This window comes from Arboricoccus pini (assembly GCF_900187945.1).
Lineage (GTDB): Bacteria > Pseudomonadota > Alphaproteobacteria > Geminicoccales > Geminicoccaceae > Arboricoccus > Arboricoccus pini.
Map to the genome: position 1 here is coordinate 289,737 of NZ_FYEH01000004.1, position 17,384 is coordinate 307,120.

The 17,384-nt window shown below is 59.3% G+C and carries 16 protein-coding genes; 6 read left to right on the plus strand and 10 right to left on the minus strand.

Annotation, left to right across the window (positions count from 1 at the left end):
* The 5 genes from CFB17_RS07795 to CFB17_RS07815 form a co-directional block, all read right to left on the minus strand.
* Entirely contained in the window at window positions 1–2,322 is a 2,322-nt protein-coding gene (locus CFB17_RS07795; protein ID WP_088560837.1) for an ELM1/GtrOC1 family putative glycosyltransferase, read from the minus strand.
* A gap of 88 nt (window positions 2,323–2,410) precedes the next feature.
* Window positions 2,411–3,502 carry an AI-2E family transporter gene (locus CFB17_RS07800; protein WP_088560838.1) on the minus strand — a complete coding sequence of 364 codons (1,092 nt, stop codon included), beginning with the start codon at window positions 3,500–3,502 and terminating at the stop codon, window positions 2,411–2,413.
* Window positions 3,503–3,756: 254 nt separating this feature from the next.
* Window positions 3,757–4,953 (minus strand): L,D-transpeptidase family protein, encoded by a 1,197-nt coding sequence (locus CFB17_RS07805; RefSeq protein WP_088560839.1) that lies wholly within the window; start codon window positions 4,951–4,953, stop codon window positions 3,757–3,759.
* Window positions 4,954–5,622: 669 nt separating this feature from the next.
* Entirely contained in the window at window positions 5,623–5,856 is a 234-nt protein-coding gene (locus tag CFB17_RS07810; RefSeq protein ID WP_133063863.1) for an alanine-zipper protein, read from the minus strand.
* A 176-nt stretch (window positions 5,857–6,032) separates the two neighbouring features.
* Window positions 6,033–6,656: a L,D-transpeptidase family protein gene (locus tag CFB17_RS07815; protein ID WP_088560841.1), complete on the minus strand. Its 624-nt coding sequence runs from the start codon at window positions 6,654–6,656 to the stop codon at window positions 6,033–6,035.
* A 210-nt stretch (window positions 6,657–6,866) separates the two neighbouring features.
* Between CFB17_RS07815 and CFB17_RS07820 the strand changes: the two genes are divergently transcribed.
* The 4 genes from CFB17_RS07820 (at window position 6,867) to CFB17_RS19770 (ending at window position 10,252) form a co-directional block, all read left to right on the plus strand.
* Window positions 6,867–7,136 carry a DUF1244 domain-containing protein gene (locus tag CFB17_RS07820; RefSeq protein ID WP_088560842.1) on the plus strand — a complete coding sequence of 90 codons (270 nt, stop codon included), beginning with the start codon at window positions 6,867–6,869 and terminating at the stop codon, window positions 7,134–7,136.
* Window positions 7,137–7,283: 147 nt separating this feature from the next.
* On the plus strand, window positions 7,284–7,766 hold the full coding sequence (gene bfr, locus CFB17_RS07825; protein WP_088560959.1) for a bacterioferritin: 483 nt from the start codon (window positions 7,284–7,286) through the stop codon (window positions 7,764–7,766).
* Between the two features lie 458 nt (window positions 7,767–8,224).
* Entirely contained in the window at window positions 8,225–9,478 is a 1,254-nt protein-coding gene (locus CFB17_RS07830; RefSeq protein ID WP_088560843.1) for a UbiH/UbiF/VisC/COQ6 family ubiquinone biosynthesis hydroxylase, read from the plus strand.
* A gap of 276 nt (window positions 9,479–9,754) precedes the next feature.
* Entirely contained in the window at window positions 9,755–10,252 is a 498-nt protein-coding gene (locus CFB17_RS19770) for a DUF1499 domain-containing protein (protein ID WP_088560844.1), read from the plus strand.
* A 112-nt stretch (window positions 10,253–10,364) separates the two neighbouring features.
* Here the strand turns inward: CFB17_RS19770 and CFB17_RS07840 are convergent, their stop codons facing one another.
* Window positions 10,365–10,589, minus strand: coding sequence for a DUF1127 domain-containing protein (locus CFB17_RS07840; protein WP_088560845.1), 225 nt, complete (start codon window positions 10,587–10,589; stop codon window positions 10,365–10,367).
* Between the two features lie 72 nt (window positions 10,590–10,661).
* Here CFB17_RS07840 and CFB17_RS07845 point away from each other — a divergent pair, with 72 nt between their 5' ends.
* Window positions 10,662–12,071, plus strand: a complete 1,410-nt coding sequence (locus tag CFB17_RS07845; protein ID WP_088560846.1) for an aminotransferase-like domain-containing protein — start codon at window positions 10,662–10,664, stop codon at window positions 12,069–12,071.
* A 283-nt stretch (window positions 12,072–12,354) separates the two neighbouring features.
* Here the strand turns inward: CFB17_RS07845 and CFB17_RS18985 are convergent, their stop codons facing one another.
* Window positions 12,355–13,155 carry a hypothetical protein gene (locus CFB17_RS18985; RefSeq protein ID WP_165769490.1) on the minus strand — a complete coding sequence of 267 codons (801 nt, stop codon included), beginning with the start codon at window positions 13,153–13,155 and terminating at the stop codon, window positions 12,355–12,357.
* A 196-nt stretch (window positions 13,156–13,351) separates the two neighbouring features.
* Between CFB17_RS18985 and CFB17_RS07860 the strand changes: the two genes are divergently transcribed.
* Entirely contained in the window at window positions 13,352–14,662 is a 1,311-nt protein-coding gene (locus CFB17_RS07860) for an adenylosuccinate synthase (protein WP_088560851.1), read from the plus strand.
* A 234-nt stretch (window positions 14,663–14,896) separates the two neighbouring features.
* On the opposite strand, the gene CFB17_RS07865 is transcribed toward CFB17_RS07860, so the two are convergent.
* The 3 genes from CFB17_RS07865 to CFB17_RS07875 are packed head-to-tail and all read right to left on the minus strand — an operon-like array spanning window position 14,897 to window position 17,379.
* The gene (locus tag CFB17_RS07865) at window positions 14,897–15,799 is read right to left on the minus strand and encodes a YncE family protein (protein WP_165769491.1); all 903 of its coding nucleotides are present in this window, start codon (window positions 15,797–15,799) and stop codon (window positions 14,897–14,899) included.
* Between the two features lie 42 nt (window positions 15,800–15,841).
* Window positions 15,842–16,405, minus strand: a complete 564-nt coding sequence (locus CFB17_RS07870) for an SRPBCC family protein (protein ID WP_088560855.1) — start codon at window positions 16,403–16,405, stop codon at window positions 15,842–15,844.
* A gap of 2 nt (window positions 16,406–16,407) precedes the next feature.
* Window positions 16,408–17,379 (minus strand): vWA domain-containing protein, encoded by a 972-nt coding sequence (locus CFB17_RS07875; RefSeq protein WP_243389793.1) that lies wholly within the window; start codon window positions 17,377–17,379, stop codon window positions 16,408–16,410.
* Window positions 17,380–17,384 lie beyond the last annotated feature (5 nt).

A 17,384-nucleotide genomic window follows, 5' to 3' on the forward strand; every position in this document is an offset into this window, starting at 1 on the left:
TCAGGCTGTCGTCGAATAGTCCGTTAGCAGGCGCCTGACACGCTCTGATACACGATCGAGATCGTCCAGCCGCTTTGCTGAGGACACAGCTTGCCCCCCCAGCGGAACGGCCAGCCCTCTGGCAATCAATGCCCGTCTAGTAGCAAGGGGCTCCGAAGACGGGCGTCGCAAGCCTTGCGCTGTCAGTCGATCGAGGAATCGCCCTACAACATGCTGTTGATGCGGCGTACCCCGGTAGCTCAGACCGCCTCCGGTCGCCTTCTTCATAAGACCAAGAACCGGTCGCACAACCTTAAGCTTATCATACCAAAGCGGCAGGTCGGCAATGGCGATCGGTTTGTTTGTGGCCGTCACGCGTGCCAGAAGGGCCCTATCATCGACGGTAACGACGAATCCATCGGCACCACTCAGTATCTCGGCCAATCGATTATCGCCGCTTTCGCTCAGATGAATGACTCTCTTGGTTCCCTTGATCGCGTCTGCCATTGCCTCGGCGGTCGAGGCGGCCGCGCTGCCTACCGCACAGAGCCAAATCGCCCCCTTGCCGCCGACCTCATTGGCTGCCGCCTTTGCAATATTGATCGCTACATCGCGAGGCATGGCAAAAGGATATCTCCCGCCGGTAACGAAGACGGCCAGAACAGGCTCTTGCGGTACCGATCCCGAATTGCCTTCAGGCTTCTCGGGCTCCAACAAAGGCGCCGCCACCTGTAGAACATTGTCTCTGATCGGAAGCTGTTCTTCCGGCAAGGCAATGATCAAATCGAATGCGCTGAAGGCACTCCCGGGACCGCCTATCTGCACGAGTCGTGTTCTGCCTTTGCTTTGGCGTTTGATCCAGCGGCCGATGGCGGCAGTCCGACGCCCGGATATCACTAGGTCCGGCCAAGGTTCCTCGATTCGGGCCGATTGTCCGACATCAAGGCCGATTCTGGATGCGCCACGAACAGCGTGGGGCAGCACGCCCAGAGGCCCAAAAACGAGATCCTTGGTCTCGAAGGGAATGGCCAACTTACGCGCGAGCGCCACCGCTTGCTCGTCCTCGCTCCGCTCGCCGGCCGTCAGCACCCAGACGCGGCTGGCAGAGCTACTCACGTGCCTTTCGACGCCCGATGGCTCAACTCCGAGATCAGGCGTGATGGCATCGAAATGCCAGCTCTTGCCGGGATGCGCTTGTGCCGCCTCGGCAATGCGCCTGCGCCACCAGACAGCGCTCCCCATCCCGTTCCCCGGGCTTGTTCGAATGGCGATATAGAGCGCCTTTGCCGCTCGACGGAAGAGCAGATCGAGAATCCACGGCGTATCGGCGGGCGGCACCACTTCAAAAAGATCAAAGACGGCGATGATGTCCGGGTGGGCGTCGGGCCAGGTTGACGGGCCCTGCTTCAGGGTTCGGCGGTTGGAAATTGCTAGACCGAACAGCGAAGCTCTCGAGTGCCCCGCGTCAGCAATCGCACGGATCTCCTCAACTGTCTGGCAGGAGAGCGCGGTGAAAAGTGCGCTCGCCTTTTCATTCGGAACGCGAGCTCGATCGATCGGGAACAGGTTGCTCGAATTGGCGCCTACTTGGCGGTCGTAGCCGGGGCTCGGTGAGTCGACGGTGAAGACCTGATAGCCTTCCCGGTCGGCCCTCCGTTCAAGGTCATGCCAGATATAGGCAAGCGGATTGGCATGATACGAGTAGGCTTCCGGGAACGGCTCCCACGGTTGCTGATGCAATGCCGTATAATGCAGGCACTTCGTCAGGCGCTCGTCATATTCCTGGTCGCGGGCATTCCAGTGCGGATCGAGTTGCCCCCAGAGGCCACCTTCTTTGCGAGGCTTGTTCAATAATTCGCCCTTGCTGCCATGCGATGCCGCCTCTCTGTTCCACAAAGGCAGCATCTTGGCGCAATCGATCAGCATGACCGAGGTATCGGTATCCGCGATCGCGAGATAGCCGTGACCCTCGAGCGACAGATCGAAAAGCAAAGCGGGATCGGCCAGATAGATCTGATCGACATCGTTGTAGATCGCTTTGCCAGAACCGCCCGCCAAGGTTGGAATTGCGTAGCGATAATTCGTGAAGCCGGTTCGCCAACCTCGACGATCGAACCCGGCTAGGTTCTTCATCAGATAGATCTCGTAGGTGCGGCCCGGATCGCGAACTTGAAGAATCGAGTAGAAAAAGACTCGCTCGGCCCGGTACTGACTTTCCTCGGTACCAAGGAAAATTCTGACCGGTGGTGCCTTTGAAGGCACGGCCCCCACCAATGGTGGCAACACGACCTTATCGGGTTCATCGCGATAAAAGGGCCAAAGGTCGAACTTTTCTTCGCTCAATTTGCTGCACCTGAGACATGGTCCAAACAGGGCCGGTTTCGAACCGGATGTGTGTATGGATTGCCGCCCTCGGCGTCAAACCACACGCTCAAGCCGAGTCGGCCGGAGATTCCGGGTCGACCCAGCCCCCGACGACGGCAATGCCGACGGCCAAAAGCACTGGCCCAAGGAAAATGCCGAGAAAGCCGAATGCGAAGGCTCCACCAACGACACCCAGAAAGCCGGGAAGGAAACCCAGACTCCCGCCACGGCTGATCAGCCATGGCCTGATCACATTGTCGAGGCCGCCGACGATCAACACACCCCAGATAAGGAGGAATATGCCCCAACCAATCTCGCCGCGCATGAATAGCCAGACGTCGATCGGCAACCAGATGACCGCTGGTCCCAACGGGAGCAGAGCGGTCACGAAGCAGATGAAGCCAAGGACGAACGCACTCGGAATGCCCGTGATCCAAAAGCCTATACCGCAAAGCGCACCTTGGATCAGCGCCGTGCCGACCACACCGAAGACAACGGACTTCATCGTGTCGCCCACCGTCTCCATCAAAGAAGAGATGCGCTCGCCAGCGATACGGGTACCAATCGCGCGCGCCTGTCCGACGACGAGTTCGCCATCTCGGTAGAAGAAGAATGCCGCGAAGACCGCAAGCGATATCTCGATCAAGCCGCCGCCTACGCTGACCGCCAGCGCGATGAGGAAATCCCGAATGGTCGAGAAATAAGGCTGGAGCAGAGTCCAAAGCTCGCTCGCATTCAAAGAAATTTCCTGCCAGGCCTCGACGATCGGTGGTCCGATGATTGGCACGCCATTCAACCAAATTGGCGCGGGCGGAATGCCGTTGGCAAAGATGGTGCGGAAAATATCAAGCAGGCGATTGACGCCGTCAACCGCGCTACTGCCGACGACGACGATCGGCAGTACGAAGGCCATCGCTAATAATAGCGTCATCAACGAAGCTGCCAGGGTACTTCGCCCGCCAAGGCGCCGCTTGACCGTTTGATAGATTGGCCACGTCGAGTAAGCCAAGATGGCACCCCAAAGAAGCGCCGAAAGGAATGGCTGCAGGACCATGAAGCAGCCGACCACGAGAAGGGCGACAGCGACGATACCGATGACGATCTCCACGCGATCGTCGATCAGTTGTCGCAAGGGGCGCCGTTGCCTGGGTGCGCTCATGGCAGAACCTTAAAGCGTTTCGCACTCCGAGATCTTAGGAGCGTGGCGCATGAAAAGTCGCCATCGTTCTGAAAGTCAGAGGTTGCCCGAAGCCGCCCGGCGAAATTCAGGCTCATTGCCAGCAAAGATATAGGCGGTCTTTGCCTCAGCGCAGCCAGCGTGCGCGAAGCGTGGTTTCCGCGGGTAGAGCCATGCGTGAGCTTCTCAGGCGCTCGATATCGGCACGACCGGCGTTTCCCTAACCCTTCCCGTGATCAGTAGACGCCGTTCAAGCCAGAATCTCTGGGTGCAACGTTAGCGGGATTGAGCCCGGTCCCCGGATGATCTGCAGTCGGGCGTTCCTCCTGAGCCTCGGCCACTTCCCCTGTCGATGTCGCCGACGCGTCCAAAGAAGGTTTGACACCGCCGGTAATCGCCACGGGCGGCCCCCACACCTGAACTGGGATGCCGCGACGCTGGACCAATTCGGCTTGCACGCGATCCCAGTCGATTTCGTCGATTACGTCGGAAGCTTTTGCCTCCAGCAATTTTCTGGCATCGGCCATGGGCGCAGTTTGGTCGGCCTTGAAGGTGTAGGTGTCTTCAAGCTGATTGAGCTGCTCGTAGGTTGGATGGACCTCGATGAACAGCCCTCCCTGTCGCCAGCCAGCCTTGATCGGCTGTTCGACCGTCGTCACCTTCGTGCCGATGGGCAAGACGTCGAACAGATGATGGGCGACAGCCGTGTAGAGACGAATACAACCACGACTGGCCAGCCGCCCTACCCCATATTCCTGATTCGTGCTGTGAATGGCATAAGCGGGCCATCCGAGATACATGGCCCGATCACCCATCGGATTGTCTGGTCCGGGCGGCATGACCGCAGGTAACTCCGGATGGGCCTTCCGCTCATCGGCAGTCAGCGTCCAGGTGGGATCCTTTTTCTTTCTGGTGATCGTCGTACTGCCGTCTGGGGTACCGTGGCTCTCCCGGCCTATGCCAATCGCATGCGTCTCGATTGGTCCATCCTTCGGAAAATAATAAAGCCGCAATTCAGACTTGTTGACGACGATACTGCCGGGTGTTCTCGCCACCTGCGGCAAAAGATGGGCTGTTGGCAATAAAATAAGCTTGTCAGGACCCGGAACCCAGGCGTCGACGCCCTGATTAACTGCCGAGACTTCGAGGATACCGACGTCATACTCTTTCGCTAGAGCGAGCAACACTGTGTCGGCCGTCGTCGTAAAATAAGTGAGGTCGCCCAGCATGTCCCCATCACGGGCGGCCGTCGGCTTTGCCTGCGGGTTATCGGCCTTCTTGCCGTTGAGGGCAGCGGTGGCTCGGTCAGCTCCAGGCGGCGCTTTGGTCGCTGCCAGCACTGATCCGTTGAAGATGTACTCAGCACCCGCAATAGTGCCGCAGATCGTCAAAAAGCTACGCCTGGTCGGCATCAGCTTGCCTTTCTTGACCAACTAGACCGTCCAGTGGGCGCTTCGATCGACCCACTCAAAATTTCATCCGCTCTCTATCGAGTGGACGGACCACCATCAATAAACATCGCGCGAACCGCTAGGTGCCAAGTTAACCGGATCGCGACGATCCATACGCTGATATCGCGTCTGCCCTGATATTTTCAGCCCCGCTTCAAGGCGAGGAAATTCACCAAGTCAATCCGCGTCGTCGGCAGACATGGAGACAGTGCAGCAACACCCATTCGTAATGGCCGACACGAGCGACGAAGCCCCTTCGAATGTCCAGCGAAAGACCCTCAACTGGCGGCCGAATCTCACGCCCATGCCCAAGATCTATAGTCGATGGCAGAAATATTTACGACACAAGGAGTGGGCAGACATGCGAGGCCGTGAATAACGAACGTCCGCTTCATTGTCAGGCAGGCGCTCGATCGACTGAACGGAACGTCCGACAAACTCTCGACGTAGGCGTCCCGACTATCGGGTGCGAGCTTGCCGGCTCCAAACATGCGCGTCGGAGGAACTAAGCCGCACGCGAACAAATCAACGCCGATGTTGCGAAAATCGCCGGCCGACCCTCTCGGGCAGACCGGCGATCCCGACCATGAGTTCGATCCACGAAATTAAGCGTCGATCAACAAATCGCCGCCTATTTCGCCACGATCAAACTTACTTGCGCAGACCAGAATTGAAGACGCGATCGACCTTCTGGTTAGCCAGTGCAGCGTCCTGGGCGGCACGCTGGGCGGTCGCCAGGGCTTCGGTGGCCTTCTGGTCGGCGGCCTGTGCCGTTGCGCGAACGCCAGCGATCTCGGACCGCACCGAGTCCTGGTCGCTGCTGCCCGAGCATGCCGCGAGCGCGAACAGCGGGGCGGCAACAGCGAAAGCGACTACCTTCTTCATGGAAATCTCCAAACTAACCTAGGTCTAAAATGATCGGCCAAGGCTCGCCTCCCACAACCGCGCCCCCCCTATCAGTGGCCAATGGGCCGAAAGGGGACCGCCGCAGTGGAAGATGCTCCCTGGCGTCGAAGACAATTATAGGTCGCGCCTCGCCCAGGTGAAGACTGAGAGGCGCGTTATGCGCGTATCTCGATCGGTGTGCCCAAACGGACACTGTCCCAAATCACGTCGATCTCCAAGTCTGTGACCGCGATGCAGCCTGTTGTCCAGTTGAACATCCAATGTACGCTGCGGTTTTCCGGCGCGATGTTCGGATCCAAGCCATGAAGCATGATGTTGCTGCCCGGCCGCTGGCCCAAGGAAGCGGCCCGCACCCAGTCATTAGCATTGGGATAGGAAATATGGATAGATTTATAGAATTCACTGTGTGAATTGAACCGGTCGAGAAAATAGAGCCCCTCCGGCGTCTTTCCATCGCCGGCGACCCGCTTTGGTCCGGTATCGTTGCGACCCAGCGCAACACGGAACTCGTTCATTACCTTGTCGCCGCTTCGGAGCGCCAAGGTTCGCGCGTGCTTGGTCACCAGGATATTATCTACGCTCAGCAGCCGGACGACCGCTGGTTGAGCCAGTGAACGCTTTGCCGCGAGGGATGTTGCACTGAGAGCGACCGCTCCGGCACCCAGACGCAGGACGTCACCGACGATCTTTCGCCTCGGTCGACACGTGTCCGCCGGGAATTCTACATCTGAAACCGACGATTCGCGCTGCCCAATGCCGTCGTCCACGACACGCCTCATGGGTGGTCCGCCTTTTTGGGGTTAAACTTCTCCAACACCGCCCTTTTTTAGCACCACGCGTTACCCAGAGCGAGAAGCCGTTTTATCCCGCCTGATATTTCCCTGGGCCGTGTGTCGCACTGATCGCAGCAACGAGGCCGGAAGCGATACGCATTGTGGACGACGGCCAAATGGCCATCTAAGCGAAGCAAAGCACCAAGGGACCCAGCAATGGAAAATGAACCAGAGGCTACCAGCATTGAACTCGAAGCCGCTGCATTCCGGCGCCTCGTGAAGCATCTTCGCGAGCGCTCGGATGTGGAGAATATAGCGCTGATGGAGTTGGCCGGCTTCTGCAGGAATTGCCTCGCGCGGTGGTATCAAGAAGCCGCCGTTGAACGCGGGCTAGAGCTTTCGAATGCTGCGGCTCGAGAGTTTGTCTACGGCATGCCGTACGAAGCGTGGAAGAACCAGTTTCAAAAGCCAGAGCCGAAACGCTAGGGCGGACGCACGAAAGCAGGAGTCCTTTGATAAGGCGCGGACATGACTGCACGACCAAAGTCACGGGCATTCGCTCCTTGACATTTCTTAGAATTATTCTAATCAAAAGCCAACATCATTGACCTGAGGGAGCCTTCGATGAAGGGCATCATAGGAAACCGGCTTATCATTTCAGCCCTCAACGAATCGCTGAAAGGCGAACTCACAGCGATCAACCAGTATTTTCTTCATGCTCGTATGCTGGATAATTGGGGCTTCCGCCGCTTCGGCAAGGCTGAGTACAAAGAGTCGATCGAGGAGATGCACCACGCCGATCGACTGATCCAACGTATCCTCCTGCTCGAAGGCCTTCCGAACCTTCAAGATCTGGGCAAACTCTACATCGGCGAGAATATTCGCGAGGTAATCGAGTGCGATTATCGCCTTGAGATCGAAGGCATCGAGATCTACCGAAGGAACATCGAATTATGTGAGAGGGAAAAGGATTTCGTGACTCGAGATCTTTTTGTCGAAATTCTCGAAGATGAAGAAGAACATCAAGATCATTACAAGACAGAACTTGATCTTATCGACAAAATTGGGATCCAGAACTACGGTCAGTTGCAGATCGGCGAGGGTGAAGATCACTAGCGATCAGCGATACGGCACGAAGAGCCTGCCCCGCCACTCGCAACACAGATGAATTCGGCGGAACTGTCTTGGCTCCGGCATCCACAAGATGCCGCGCAGCTTATCTCGCTGCGTTTTTAGGATTCGAGCCCCCTCCCTATCCCGGCATGGCCCGCATTGCTCGAGGAGCTAATGCGGAATAGGAATTTGACGACGTTCATAAAAAGAAGCCCGGCGAACCTTCAGTCCGCCGGGCTAATGGCCGCGTCCTTCATTGGCAGAAGACCCACGGCGCTCGGGCCAAACCACAAGTCCTGCCAGTCACGCAGATCCGTTTCCGACTGGACTAATGTTTTTAAAGCAATTCACGTGCCAGATTTTCAAAAATGGTACGCTGGCAAAACCAGTCATTTGCGGTAGCTTCCTGCTTACGGACGCGTCACCTGCGCAGGCGCTGAGCAAATTAGGACCGATGGCATATGAGCGCACCAATCAGCGCCCCTGAAACAGCCGACGACGTTGCGGAAACGGATGTCCTGATCGTTGGTGCGGGCCTGACCGGACTGACGCTCGCCTGCGCCCTCGGGAACAGCAAGATCAGAGCAATACTGGTCGAGCGTCGCGCGTTTTCCGAAATCCTCGAGCCGAAGGCGGACGGCCGGGTGACAGCGGTCGCGCGCAGCACGCAGACCATGCTCGATCGGCTCAACGTCTGGCGTTCTATGGCGCCCGACGCGCAGCGGATCGACGACATCGTCGTTGGCGAAACGTCATGGCCCTCGAATGTACACTATGATCATCGCGATGTGGGCGGCGAACCACTGGGATGGATCGTGCCCAACGCAATGATGCGGGCAGCCCTGGTCGCACGCCTCCGCGCATGTCCGTCCATTCAGGTACGCGAGAGCGCTGCGGTAACTGAGCTCGGCGTCGACGGTGGCAAAGCCTATGTACACTTGTCCAACGGGAAAACCATCCGATCGTCAGTTATCGCAGTATGCGAAGGCAAGTCCTCTGCTACACGCGAACTCGCTGGTATTGGCGTAACGCACTGGGATTATAAGCAAGACGGTATCGTCTGTACGTTCGTCCACGAGAGGCCTCATCTGAACAGAGCGTTCGAGAGGTTTTATTCTGATGGTCCGATTGCGACGCTCCCCATGACCGATGACGATGACGGGCGGCACCGCACTTCGATTGTCTGGGCCCTCGACCGCGGACGCGCGAAAGCCATAGCCGCCCTTGATGACGACCAGTTCGAGGTCGAGGTGATGGATCGTGTCGGCTTGCATTTGGGACGGATGCATCTTGCGAGCCGTCGTTGGCATTATCCTCTCTCGCTGGTCTGGTCCAAAGCCTACGCGGCACCTCGTCTGATGCTGGTGGGGGACTGCGCGCGCGGAATTCATCCGCTGGCCGGGCAAGGGTGGAATGTCGGCGCACGGGACGTCGCGGCAGCAGCCGAGGTCATTTTAGACAGGATGTCCCTCGGACTGGATCCTGGGGACGAGATGGCCATCGAGCGCTATGAAAGATGGCGACGCTTCGACAGCCTCGCTCTCGTGGGCATCACCGACGGACTTAACCGACTCTTCAACAATGATATTTTGCCTGTGAAGCTTGCCCGCAATCTCGGCCTCGCAGCCGTCCAGAGGACGAAGCCTCTCAAGCAGCTCTTCGTCCGGCACGCCATGGGCCTGGCTGGCGACCTTCCAGACTTGATGCGATCATAGCCACCAGGACGCCGCCACCAGCTCCCGCCGTATCGCCGAGTTTACGCTTCTGGCAAGTTCGATGCCCCGCGAGCATAGCTAGTCGCGTCAAAGCCGCTGTGAAGGGACCGCGAGCTCGCTTTCAGCTATAGGCTTGCTGAAGATAGCACATCATCCGCCAAATGCACCTTCGGGGGTCCAGGTTCGCCACCTGTCGATCGTCGGTCACCGAGCCCGACTTGCCGAGGCGGGCATTGGTCGGCAAATGGAGAGGAGAACAACAAGCGTTGACCCATCATGCCCTGCCCTGACGTCCGTCACCGACCCCTCTGGCCAGCCGTCCTGATTGGCCTGGCTTGCCTGGGAGGCTGCACCTCGCCGACGACCGACGAGGGCCTGATAGACCCGACTACGGTTGAACGGAGCAGCACCCCGAACGACTATCTGGCTTGCCTCGCGAGCGCCTGTCAGGCGGAGGTCGACGTTCCCACACAAATCTTCGTGGCTCCAGCGACCAAGCTTTTTCAGGCCTGGCGAGACGTGATAGCGGCGCAGCCGCGCACGGTCATCCGGAACGTGGATGAAAAACGCCTGCTCCTCAGTGCCGAAGAGAGCTCGCCGGTGTTCGGCCTAGTGGACGAGTTGGCACTCAAAGTCATACCGGTCAGCGAAACGACATCCACGTTTGCGCTTTACAGCCGCAGCCGCAGCGGTTTCTTTGACTTCGGCGCGAACAAGTCGCGCGTTGCCGATCTCATCGTCGACGTGCGTCGGCACCTTGGCGGGTCCGGCTGAGCGGACGAGAATCAGCGGCGCGAGGCCGCGAGCGAAGCGGGTGCGGAGCAATTTATCACCGGCATCCGCCTTCGCCGTTCCGATCAATGAGACTGCGGGCTGGACCACGCTCTCAGTCCCGCCAGAATGGCTTCACGCTTTCCGTCTCAGCGTCAGCCCGACTAATTCCCATGTCACGCAGCATGTAGTCGGACATCGCCCTCAAGGCGAGCCGCTGCCGGCGTCGTTCTGCCCAGGCATCGAAAAGAGCTATCGCGCTGGCGAGCGCCACCCCAAAATGTCGGGTATCAATCCGGACTGATCTAGCTCGACGACTCCCACCGGAAGAAGCACGCATGTGTTTTGCCCCTTGTTGATTTATAATGAATGGGTACAATCGCTCTGCGTGGCCGTAAATAGATAGATTGTCATGGTGTCAATTAATCGCAAAGCCCTTGTCGACATCGGCGGCCCGTCCTATCAGGCAATCGCGACGGCGTTAGGCGATGCGATCGCCAAGGGGGACCTGGGCCCGGACGCGAAGCTTCCGCCACAGCGCGAACTTGCATGGCAACTCGAAGTTACCGTAGGCACGATCAGTCGCGCCTACGACCTCCTGGCCCGAAGAGGACTTGTGCGAGGCGAGATCGGCAGGGGAACGTTCGTCAATGCTCGCCCGGCGGAATTCGCTCCGGCGCTTGCCCAGGCAGCCCAGACTGACGAAGTTCGTGACCTCACATCGAATACAATCGCTTACACCGGCGTTCAAAGCCGGCTGCCGGCGCTTCTGGCAGCGATCGCCCAGGACCCGGGGACATCAGGGCTGTTTTCAAGATATCCGCCGATTGTCGGCACCCTCCGCCATCGCGAACTGTCAAGCAAATGGCTGATGACGATGGGCTTGCGAACGGCGCCATCGCAACTAAGCATCATGAACGGTACGCAATCCGCCCTGGCTGCCGCCTTGTTCGCGACGACCCGCTCGGGCGCGCCCTTGATGATGGAATCACTTTCCTACACCGGCGCGATCAATGTTGCTCGAGGGTTGGGCCTGAGGCTGGAACCGTTGTCCATGGACAATCAGGGCGTGATGAGCGAATCCCTCCGAAATGTATCCCTACAATCAGGAGCGAAAATTGCGGTCATCCAACCCAACCTGCATAATCCGACGACAATTTGCATGTCGGAAGAACGACGACGCGAGATCTGCGAGGTTGCCAAGGACCTAGATCTCCTTTTGATCGAGGATGACGTTTACGGCCCGCTGGTCGAGCAGGCGCCTCCTCAGCTTGCCTCGATGGCGCCGGAGCACACGATCTACATTACGGGCGCGTCGAAATGCCTGTCCCCAGGCTTGCGCTTCGCAGTCGTTTACACGCCTGAGGCGCTGGTCGGCAAAATGGCGTCGGCTCAGGCTGAGTTGTCACTCGCCAGCCCTCCGCTCATCGCCGAATTGTTTTGTCGAGCCTTCGAAGACGGGCTGGTGTCGATCGCCTGCGCCGAACAACGCAGAGAGATGGCGGCCCGCCACGAAATAGCGTTCCGACGGCTGGCACATACGCTGCCGGATGCGTCGATGATGACTGCCGATCCATGTGGCCTGCATGTGTGGCTGCAATTGCCATCTTCCTGGACGATGAGCGAGTTTGTCCTCTCGCTTGCGCGCCAGGGCATCCTGGTCGCGCCATCGGACCGCTTCCACGTTGGGCGGGGATTGCCCCCCAAGGCAGTCCGCATCTCGATTTCCGCGCTGCGAAGCAGAGAAGCGCTCGCAACGGCGCTCGACACCATTGCCTCTCATCTGATCGAAGGAAACCAGCCCGTTACCGCATCGGTCTAGGCACGGGTCCAGATAAATCCGCTCTTACTCTCAGATGGTGTTCGGTTGGCCTGGTAGCGCAGACACGGATTTAGCGGAACTTACCCTTCATTTCCCGCGTCGCACTGAGGCAACGGGGCAATTCGATTGCACGTTGGTTCGCTCAGGCGCGACATACCCGCAGAGCGCCCAGAGCGGATCGGTAGTTGGATTGGCACGGGGGACCGGACGGGGAATTAACGGCGTGTGCCAGGATGGCCGCTGGCGTCCGACACGGCCGCCGCGCGCTCCCTGGGTCCTCCGCCTAACGCTCGATCGCCTGGTCGACGAGGCTTTTCAGAGTGGAGGCGGAAATGGCCGAATCGACTGGTACAGAGAGTTCGAGCTTGCCATCTTGATGAACGACCTGCGCCGTGCCCGTCTGGACATCGATACTCGCGATGGAACTTGGGAATGGTTCGGCGCCATGTGACGGTCGGTCGATGATAAGCTGGACCAGACGATCAATATCATCGCCAACAATCGACAAGGCCGATGCATCGTCGGGCAAGGTGTCGAAATCGACATTGATGGGCAGATCGCTATCAAGTGCCGAAGAAAGCTTGCGCTCAGCATCACGCACCCGCTTTCTGAAATTGGCCCTGTTTGCGCCGCCCCGCCCCTCGAGGGCACCTGAATAGGAGGCGGGATTGCCTAGGTCCGGATCGCTGCTGCTGATGCTTTCGATCTGGGAAAGCATGACCCAATGCGTGAGCGACCCGCCGTCCGCGCCCGCCTCGCTCACAACAACCATCGGTTGATCCTGATCGGCTATAAACGCAATGACTTGACCATCGAGACTTTTACCCGAACGCAGGCCGATTTGTATCTGGGGGGGCTGCCTGCTGGAAACGGCCTTAGCGGCGATATCTCGCAAAAGTCGAACGAGAGGAGTTTGGAGAACACTTGCGTGATCGTCGCTAGCTCGAGTGACCTGCTTGAGGTCCTGCTGCTCCTGGGCCGCCGCCGTCTCGAGGCCCATTCTTGAGAAAGCAACCAGGCAGAAGCCAATCCAGGCCATACTCGCCAGTAGTGAATCCGGGTAGCGAGCGCTGCAAAGCCGCATGAGTTCATCCAGTTAATTGCTGCCTGGTACCTTAGCCCCATAGCCCGGCACGCTGGCCTTAGAGGCTCTAATCAACTAACCATAGCGCCGCAACGCGGCTGGCCGGGAGACTTCCGTCTTTCTGCAAGCGACAAGGCTCGGAGAACGGCCCTGTCAGGCATGCGCACGGCTCGATCGGATTGGAAGGCGGACACAATTGAGCAACGTTACAGTCATTGGTGCTCAGTGGGGTGATGAGGGTAAGGGCAAGATCGTAGATTGGCTGTCGAAGCGCGCCGACGTCGTCGTCCGCTTTCAAGGCGGCCATAATGCAGGTCATACCCTGGTCATCGATGGCAAGACCTACAAGCTGTCGCTGCTTCCCTCCGGCGTCGTCCGGACAGGAAAACTCTCGATCATCGGCAATGGCGTCGTCATCGACCCATGGGCACTTCTGAAGGAGATCGAGACTGTCCGAGGCCAGGGGGTGACAGTCGGCACCGAGACCCTGAGGATCGCGGAAAATGCGGCCTTGATCCTGCCGTTACATGGCGAGCTCGATCGCGCCCGGGAGACGGCGCGCGAGCAAAGCGATGATGGTTACGGCAAGATCGGCACGACCGGCCGCGGCATTGGGCCAGCCTACGAAGACAAGGTCGCCCGTCGCGCCGTCCGTCTGTGTGATCTGGGCGATCAGGAGAATCTCCGCCTCAAGATTCACGAACTGCTCTTGCACCACAATGCACTTCGCCGGGGCCTCGGCATCGAGGAGGTGGATGGCGCTAAGTTGCTGGCAGAGCTGTTGGCCATTGCGCCGCGCATTCTGCCCTTCGCCGAACCGATCTGGCTGCGTCTATCCGAGCTCAAAAAGGCAGGTCGTCGCATCCTGTTCGAAGGTGCGCAAGGCACGATGCTCGATGTCGACCATGGCACCTACCCCTTCGTCACGTCCTCCAATACCGTGGCAGGAGGCGCCGCGACGGGCAGCGGCTTGGGCCCCGATAGTGTCGGTTATGTCCTTGGGATCTGCAAGGCCTATACGACGCGCGTCGGCTCCGGGCCGTTTCCCACCGAATTGTTTGACGAGGTCGGCAAAGGGATTGCCGAACGGGGTCATGAATTCGGCGTGGTGACAGGACGACCCAGGCGCTGCGGCTGGTTTGACGCCGTGCTTGTCCGGCAGGCCGTCAAAATCGGAGGCATAAACGGCTTGGCTCTGACGAAGCTGGACATTCTCGATGGCATGGAGTCCATCAAGGTTTGCACCGCCTATAAGCGGCGCGACGGCGCGATGCTCCAACATTTCCCGGCATCCTTGGCGGCGCAGGCGGAAATCCAGCCGGTCTACGAGGAATTCGCCGGATGGAGCGAAAGTACACGAGGCGCTCGCAGCTTCGCTGATCTGCCTGCCAATGCGATCAAATACGTCAAGCGCGTCGAGGAATTGGTCGAGTGCCCCGTGGCCCTGCTCTCCACCAGCCCGGATCGCGAGGATACCATTCTCGTTACGGATCCATTCGCCGACTGAGCAGCCTAAATCATGGAGTTGGGGCCTCCGGCGGAGATCGTGCGCCCTCTGCCGGCGGTCGATTGTCGTTGCGTCCGGTATCTAGCCCGATCGGGGTGGCGTCTAGATCTGGATCCATGGCCGAATGACTGTGGTTTGCTAAAGTAGGGTCACGGCACTACGGCTGGCAGATCGTTTCGTTTCCGGATCAAGCCGTTTGCGGCATCCGCAGTTTGGTGGACATGCTGTCGACCATCAGCCCGCAACCACGGCACGCACGCCGTCGCCGACTTTCAACCGCACGAGTTCGCGCGTTTCGAGGATTGAAACAAGCGAGACATCGGCTGAAAACCAGTTCGCGATCCAAGCAGTGAGGCCATCTGCGGTAATGGCAATGCCTTCCGGGTAGCGGCCAACCTTAACGTTCGCATGCGGCGTGAGGCTGAGGGCGTCGATGAAAGATACATTGCCCGACTGTTGATTGACGACCAGGATCAGAGCTCCATCAGGCGTCACGGCTACGCCATAGGGCATCTGGCCAACGGCAACGGTCGCGACCGGCTTCAGATCGGCAGCCTGGATGATCGAGAGCGAGGCGCTCCGCACGTTGGCGACGTAGAGCCGCAGGCCGTCCGGGGCCAGGGCAATGGCAAAAGGCGCCCTGCCCACCGCAACCGACCCTGTCACCACCATCCGCTCGATATCAATTCGACAGACTCGGTCCATCTCGCGGTCGGTCACATAGAGCTGCCCGTGAGCAGCGACCAGATCAGAGGGCGACTTACCGACGGCTACCTCGCCCTCGATCGTCAAGGCCTCGCCGTCAATGCGCACCACTGTCCCTTCGCTCCAGTTAGTCGCAAAAAGATCGCCGTCATGCACAGTCAGTCCAAACGGTTCTCCCTTGAGTCGGACTCGTTCGATGGTTCGACCGTCGCGAAGGTCGAGAACCGAGAGCGCCTGCGCCTCTGGATGACTGAGGACCAGACGATCCTCACCGAGGTGGACGGCGCGCGCCGGGCCGGGGTCGGTTGCGAAGGTTTGTCGAACTTGCCGCGTTCGCGAGTCGATGACCGAAATGGCTGCAGCATCCTGGCTGATGGCATAGAGAATGCCGGAGGAGGATGGCACTCCGCCAAGGACCGGGTGGGGAAGCAACGTTCCCAGCCCAGCTGCGAGCAAAGCCCGGCGTCGCATGGTTCAGCTTTCGGCTTTGATCTTTATCCCGTCGAGCGCGGACTGCAGAAATTCCGCCATCGCAGCCTCGGCGGCCTCATCGTCCTGACCGGGGGCTGGCTCATTGCCCGTATCGCCGCGGTAAAAACGCCCTTCCACCGACACCTTGCTGCCGCCATCGGCTGGCGCCACTACGATCGAGGCCGAATAGAAGCTGACGGGAAAACTCTCCACATCCTCGCTCTCAAGCCGCCAGCTATAGGTCATCTGTTTGGCATCGTAGTCGTCCAGGCTCTCCTCCATCTGTCCACCTCCTTTGAAGGCCTTGCCAGCCTTGAGCGTATACGTCCGATCGGCGCCCGCCTGCGGATCATTGCCCCCCTTGCTCTCGACATTCTCGGCATTCGGATTCCAGCTGATGTCACCGAAATTGGCGATCACCGCCCAGACCTTTGCCGGGTCGGCCTTGATGTCGATGGATAGATCCGCCTTGTGCGGCGTCGGTCCATGCGCCCAGGCTCGGCGGGCAAGGAGCATGGGCAGCAAAGAGACCATCGCCGTACCGGCGAACAGCGCACGCCTGTTCATAATCATCCTTTCGTAAATTGCCGGGAAACACGACTCCGCCGATGACCAGAGAGTCGGTCGAACAGCGGGAGCATCATGTAAATCAGGAGGAGAGTAAGGAGAGCCATGCCCGCCGGGATGAAGCGGATATCCTCTGCTGTCACCTCCATGTGCGATCGGGCATTGGCAGTGATCGCTGCCATCAGCATTGCCGGATCGCCCGCGCGCGCATAGGCAAGGCCGGTAAGCTTGGCCAGATCCTTGAGATAGTCTTCCTTGAGCGAGGAGAGATGCTCGGTTCCCTCGGGCTGGGCGGCGCCATAGGGCGCATTGCGGGGATTGTATCCCTCGCGCTCCTCCATGCCCGGTGGCGGTGGCCCCTCGCGGTTCTCCTGCGGGACATCCTCCATCGCGTAGAAGCCGATCTCATGCCCGTCAGCGTCATATTTGGGAATGGGCGAGAGTGCGGCACCGCCGACACCCAAAAGCAGGCCACGCACCTCGCCCTTGACGCCATCGAATACGGGCGGCCGGTCGGCCCGAACGGGCGGTGCTTCCTGACCGTCCGTGATGAAGACGAGGTCCGCCGGCATGCCATGAGCCATTGCAATCGAGCGCATCAGGCCGGATGCGATTCGGCTGTCGCCTTCCCAGGCCATGCGCCGGTCGAGGCCGGCGACGGCCGCATCGAAAGGTGCGAAACCGTCGCAAAGCTCGATCGGCTCGATGAGCAGGAAGGGCTGGCGTTCCGTGAAAATGCCAAGCCCGATGCGTGAACGGCAGGGCAAGCGCGCCGCCATCTGGCGGACCAGCCACTTGGCCTGGTCGAGGCGGCTCGCCGGCTTCCCCGCCAACGTCACGTCGCGCACGGCCATGCTGCCCGTGATGTCGACGACGACGAGAAGATCATAGCTCGGATATTCGATATTCAGGCGCGGCATGAAGAGGGCCGCAGCGAGCAGGAAGGCTGCCGAGGCCATAAGCCAGAAACGCAATCCTC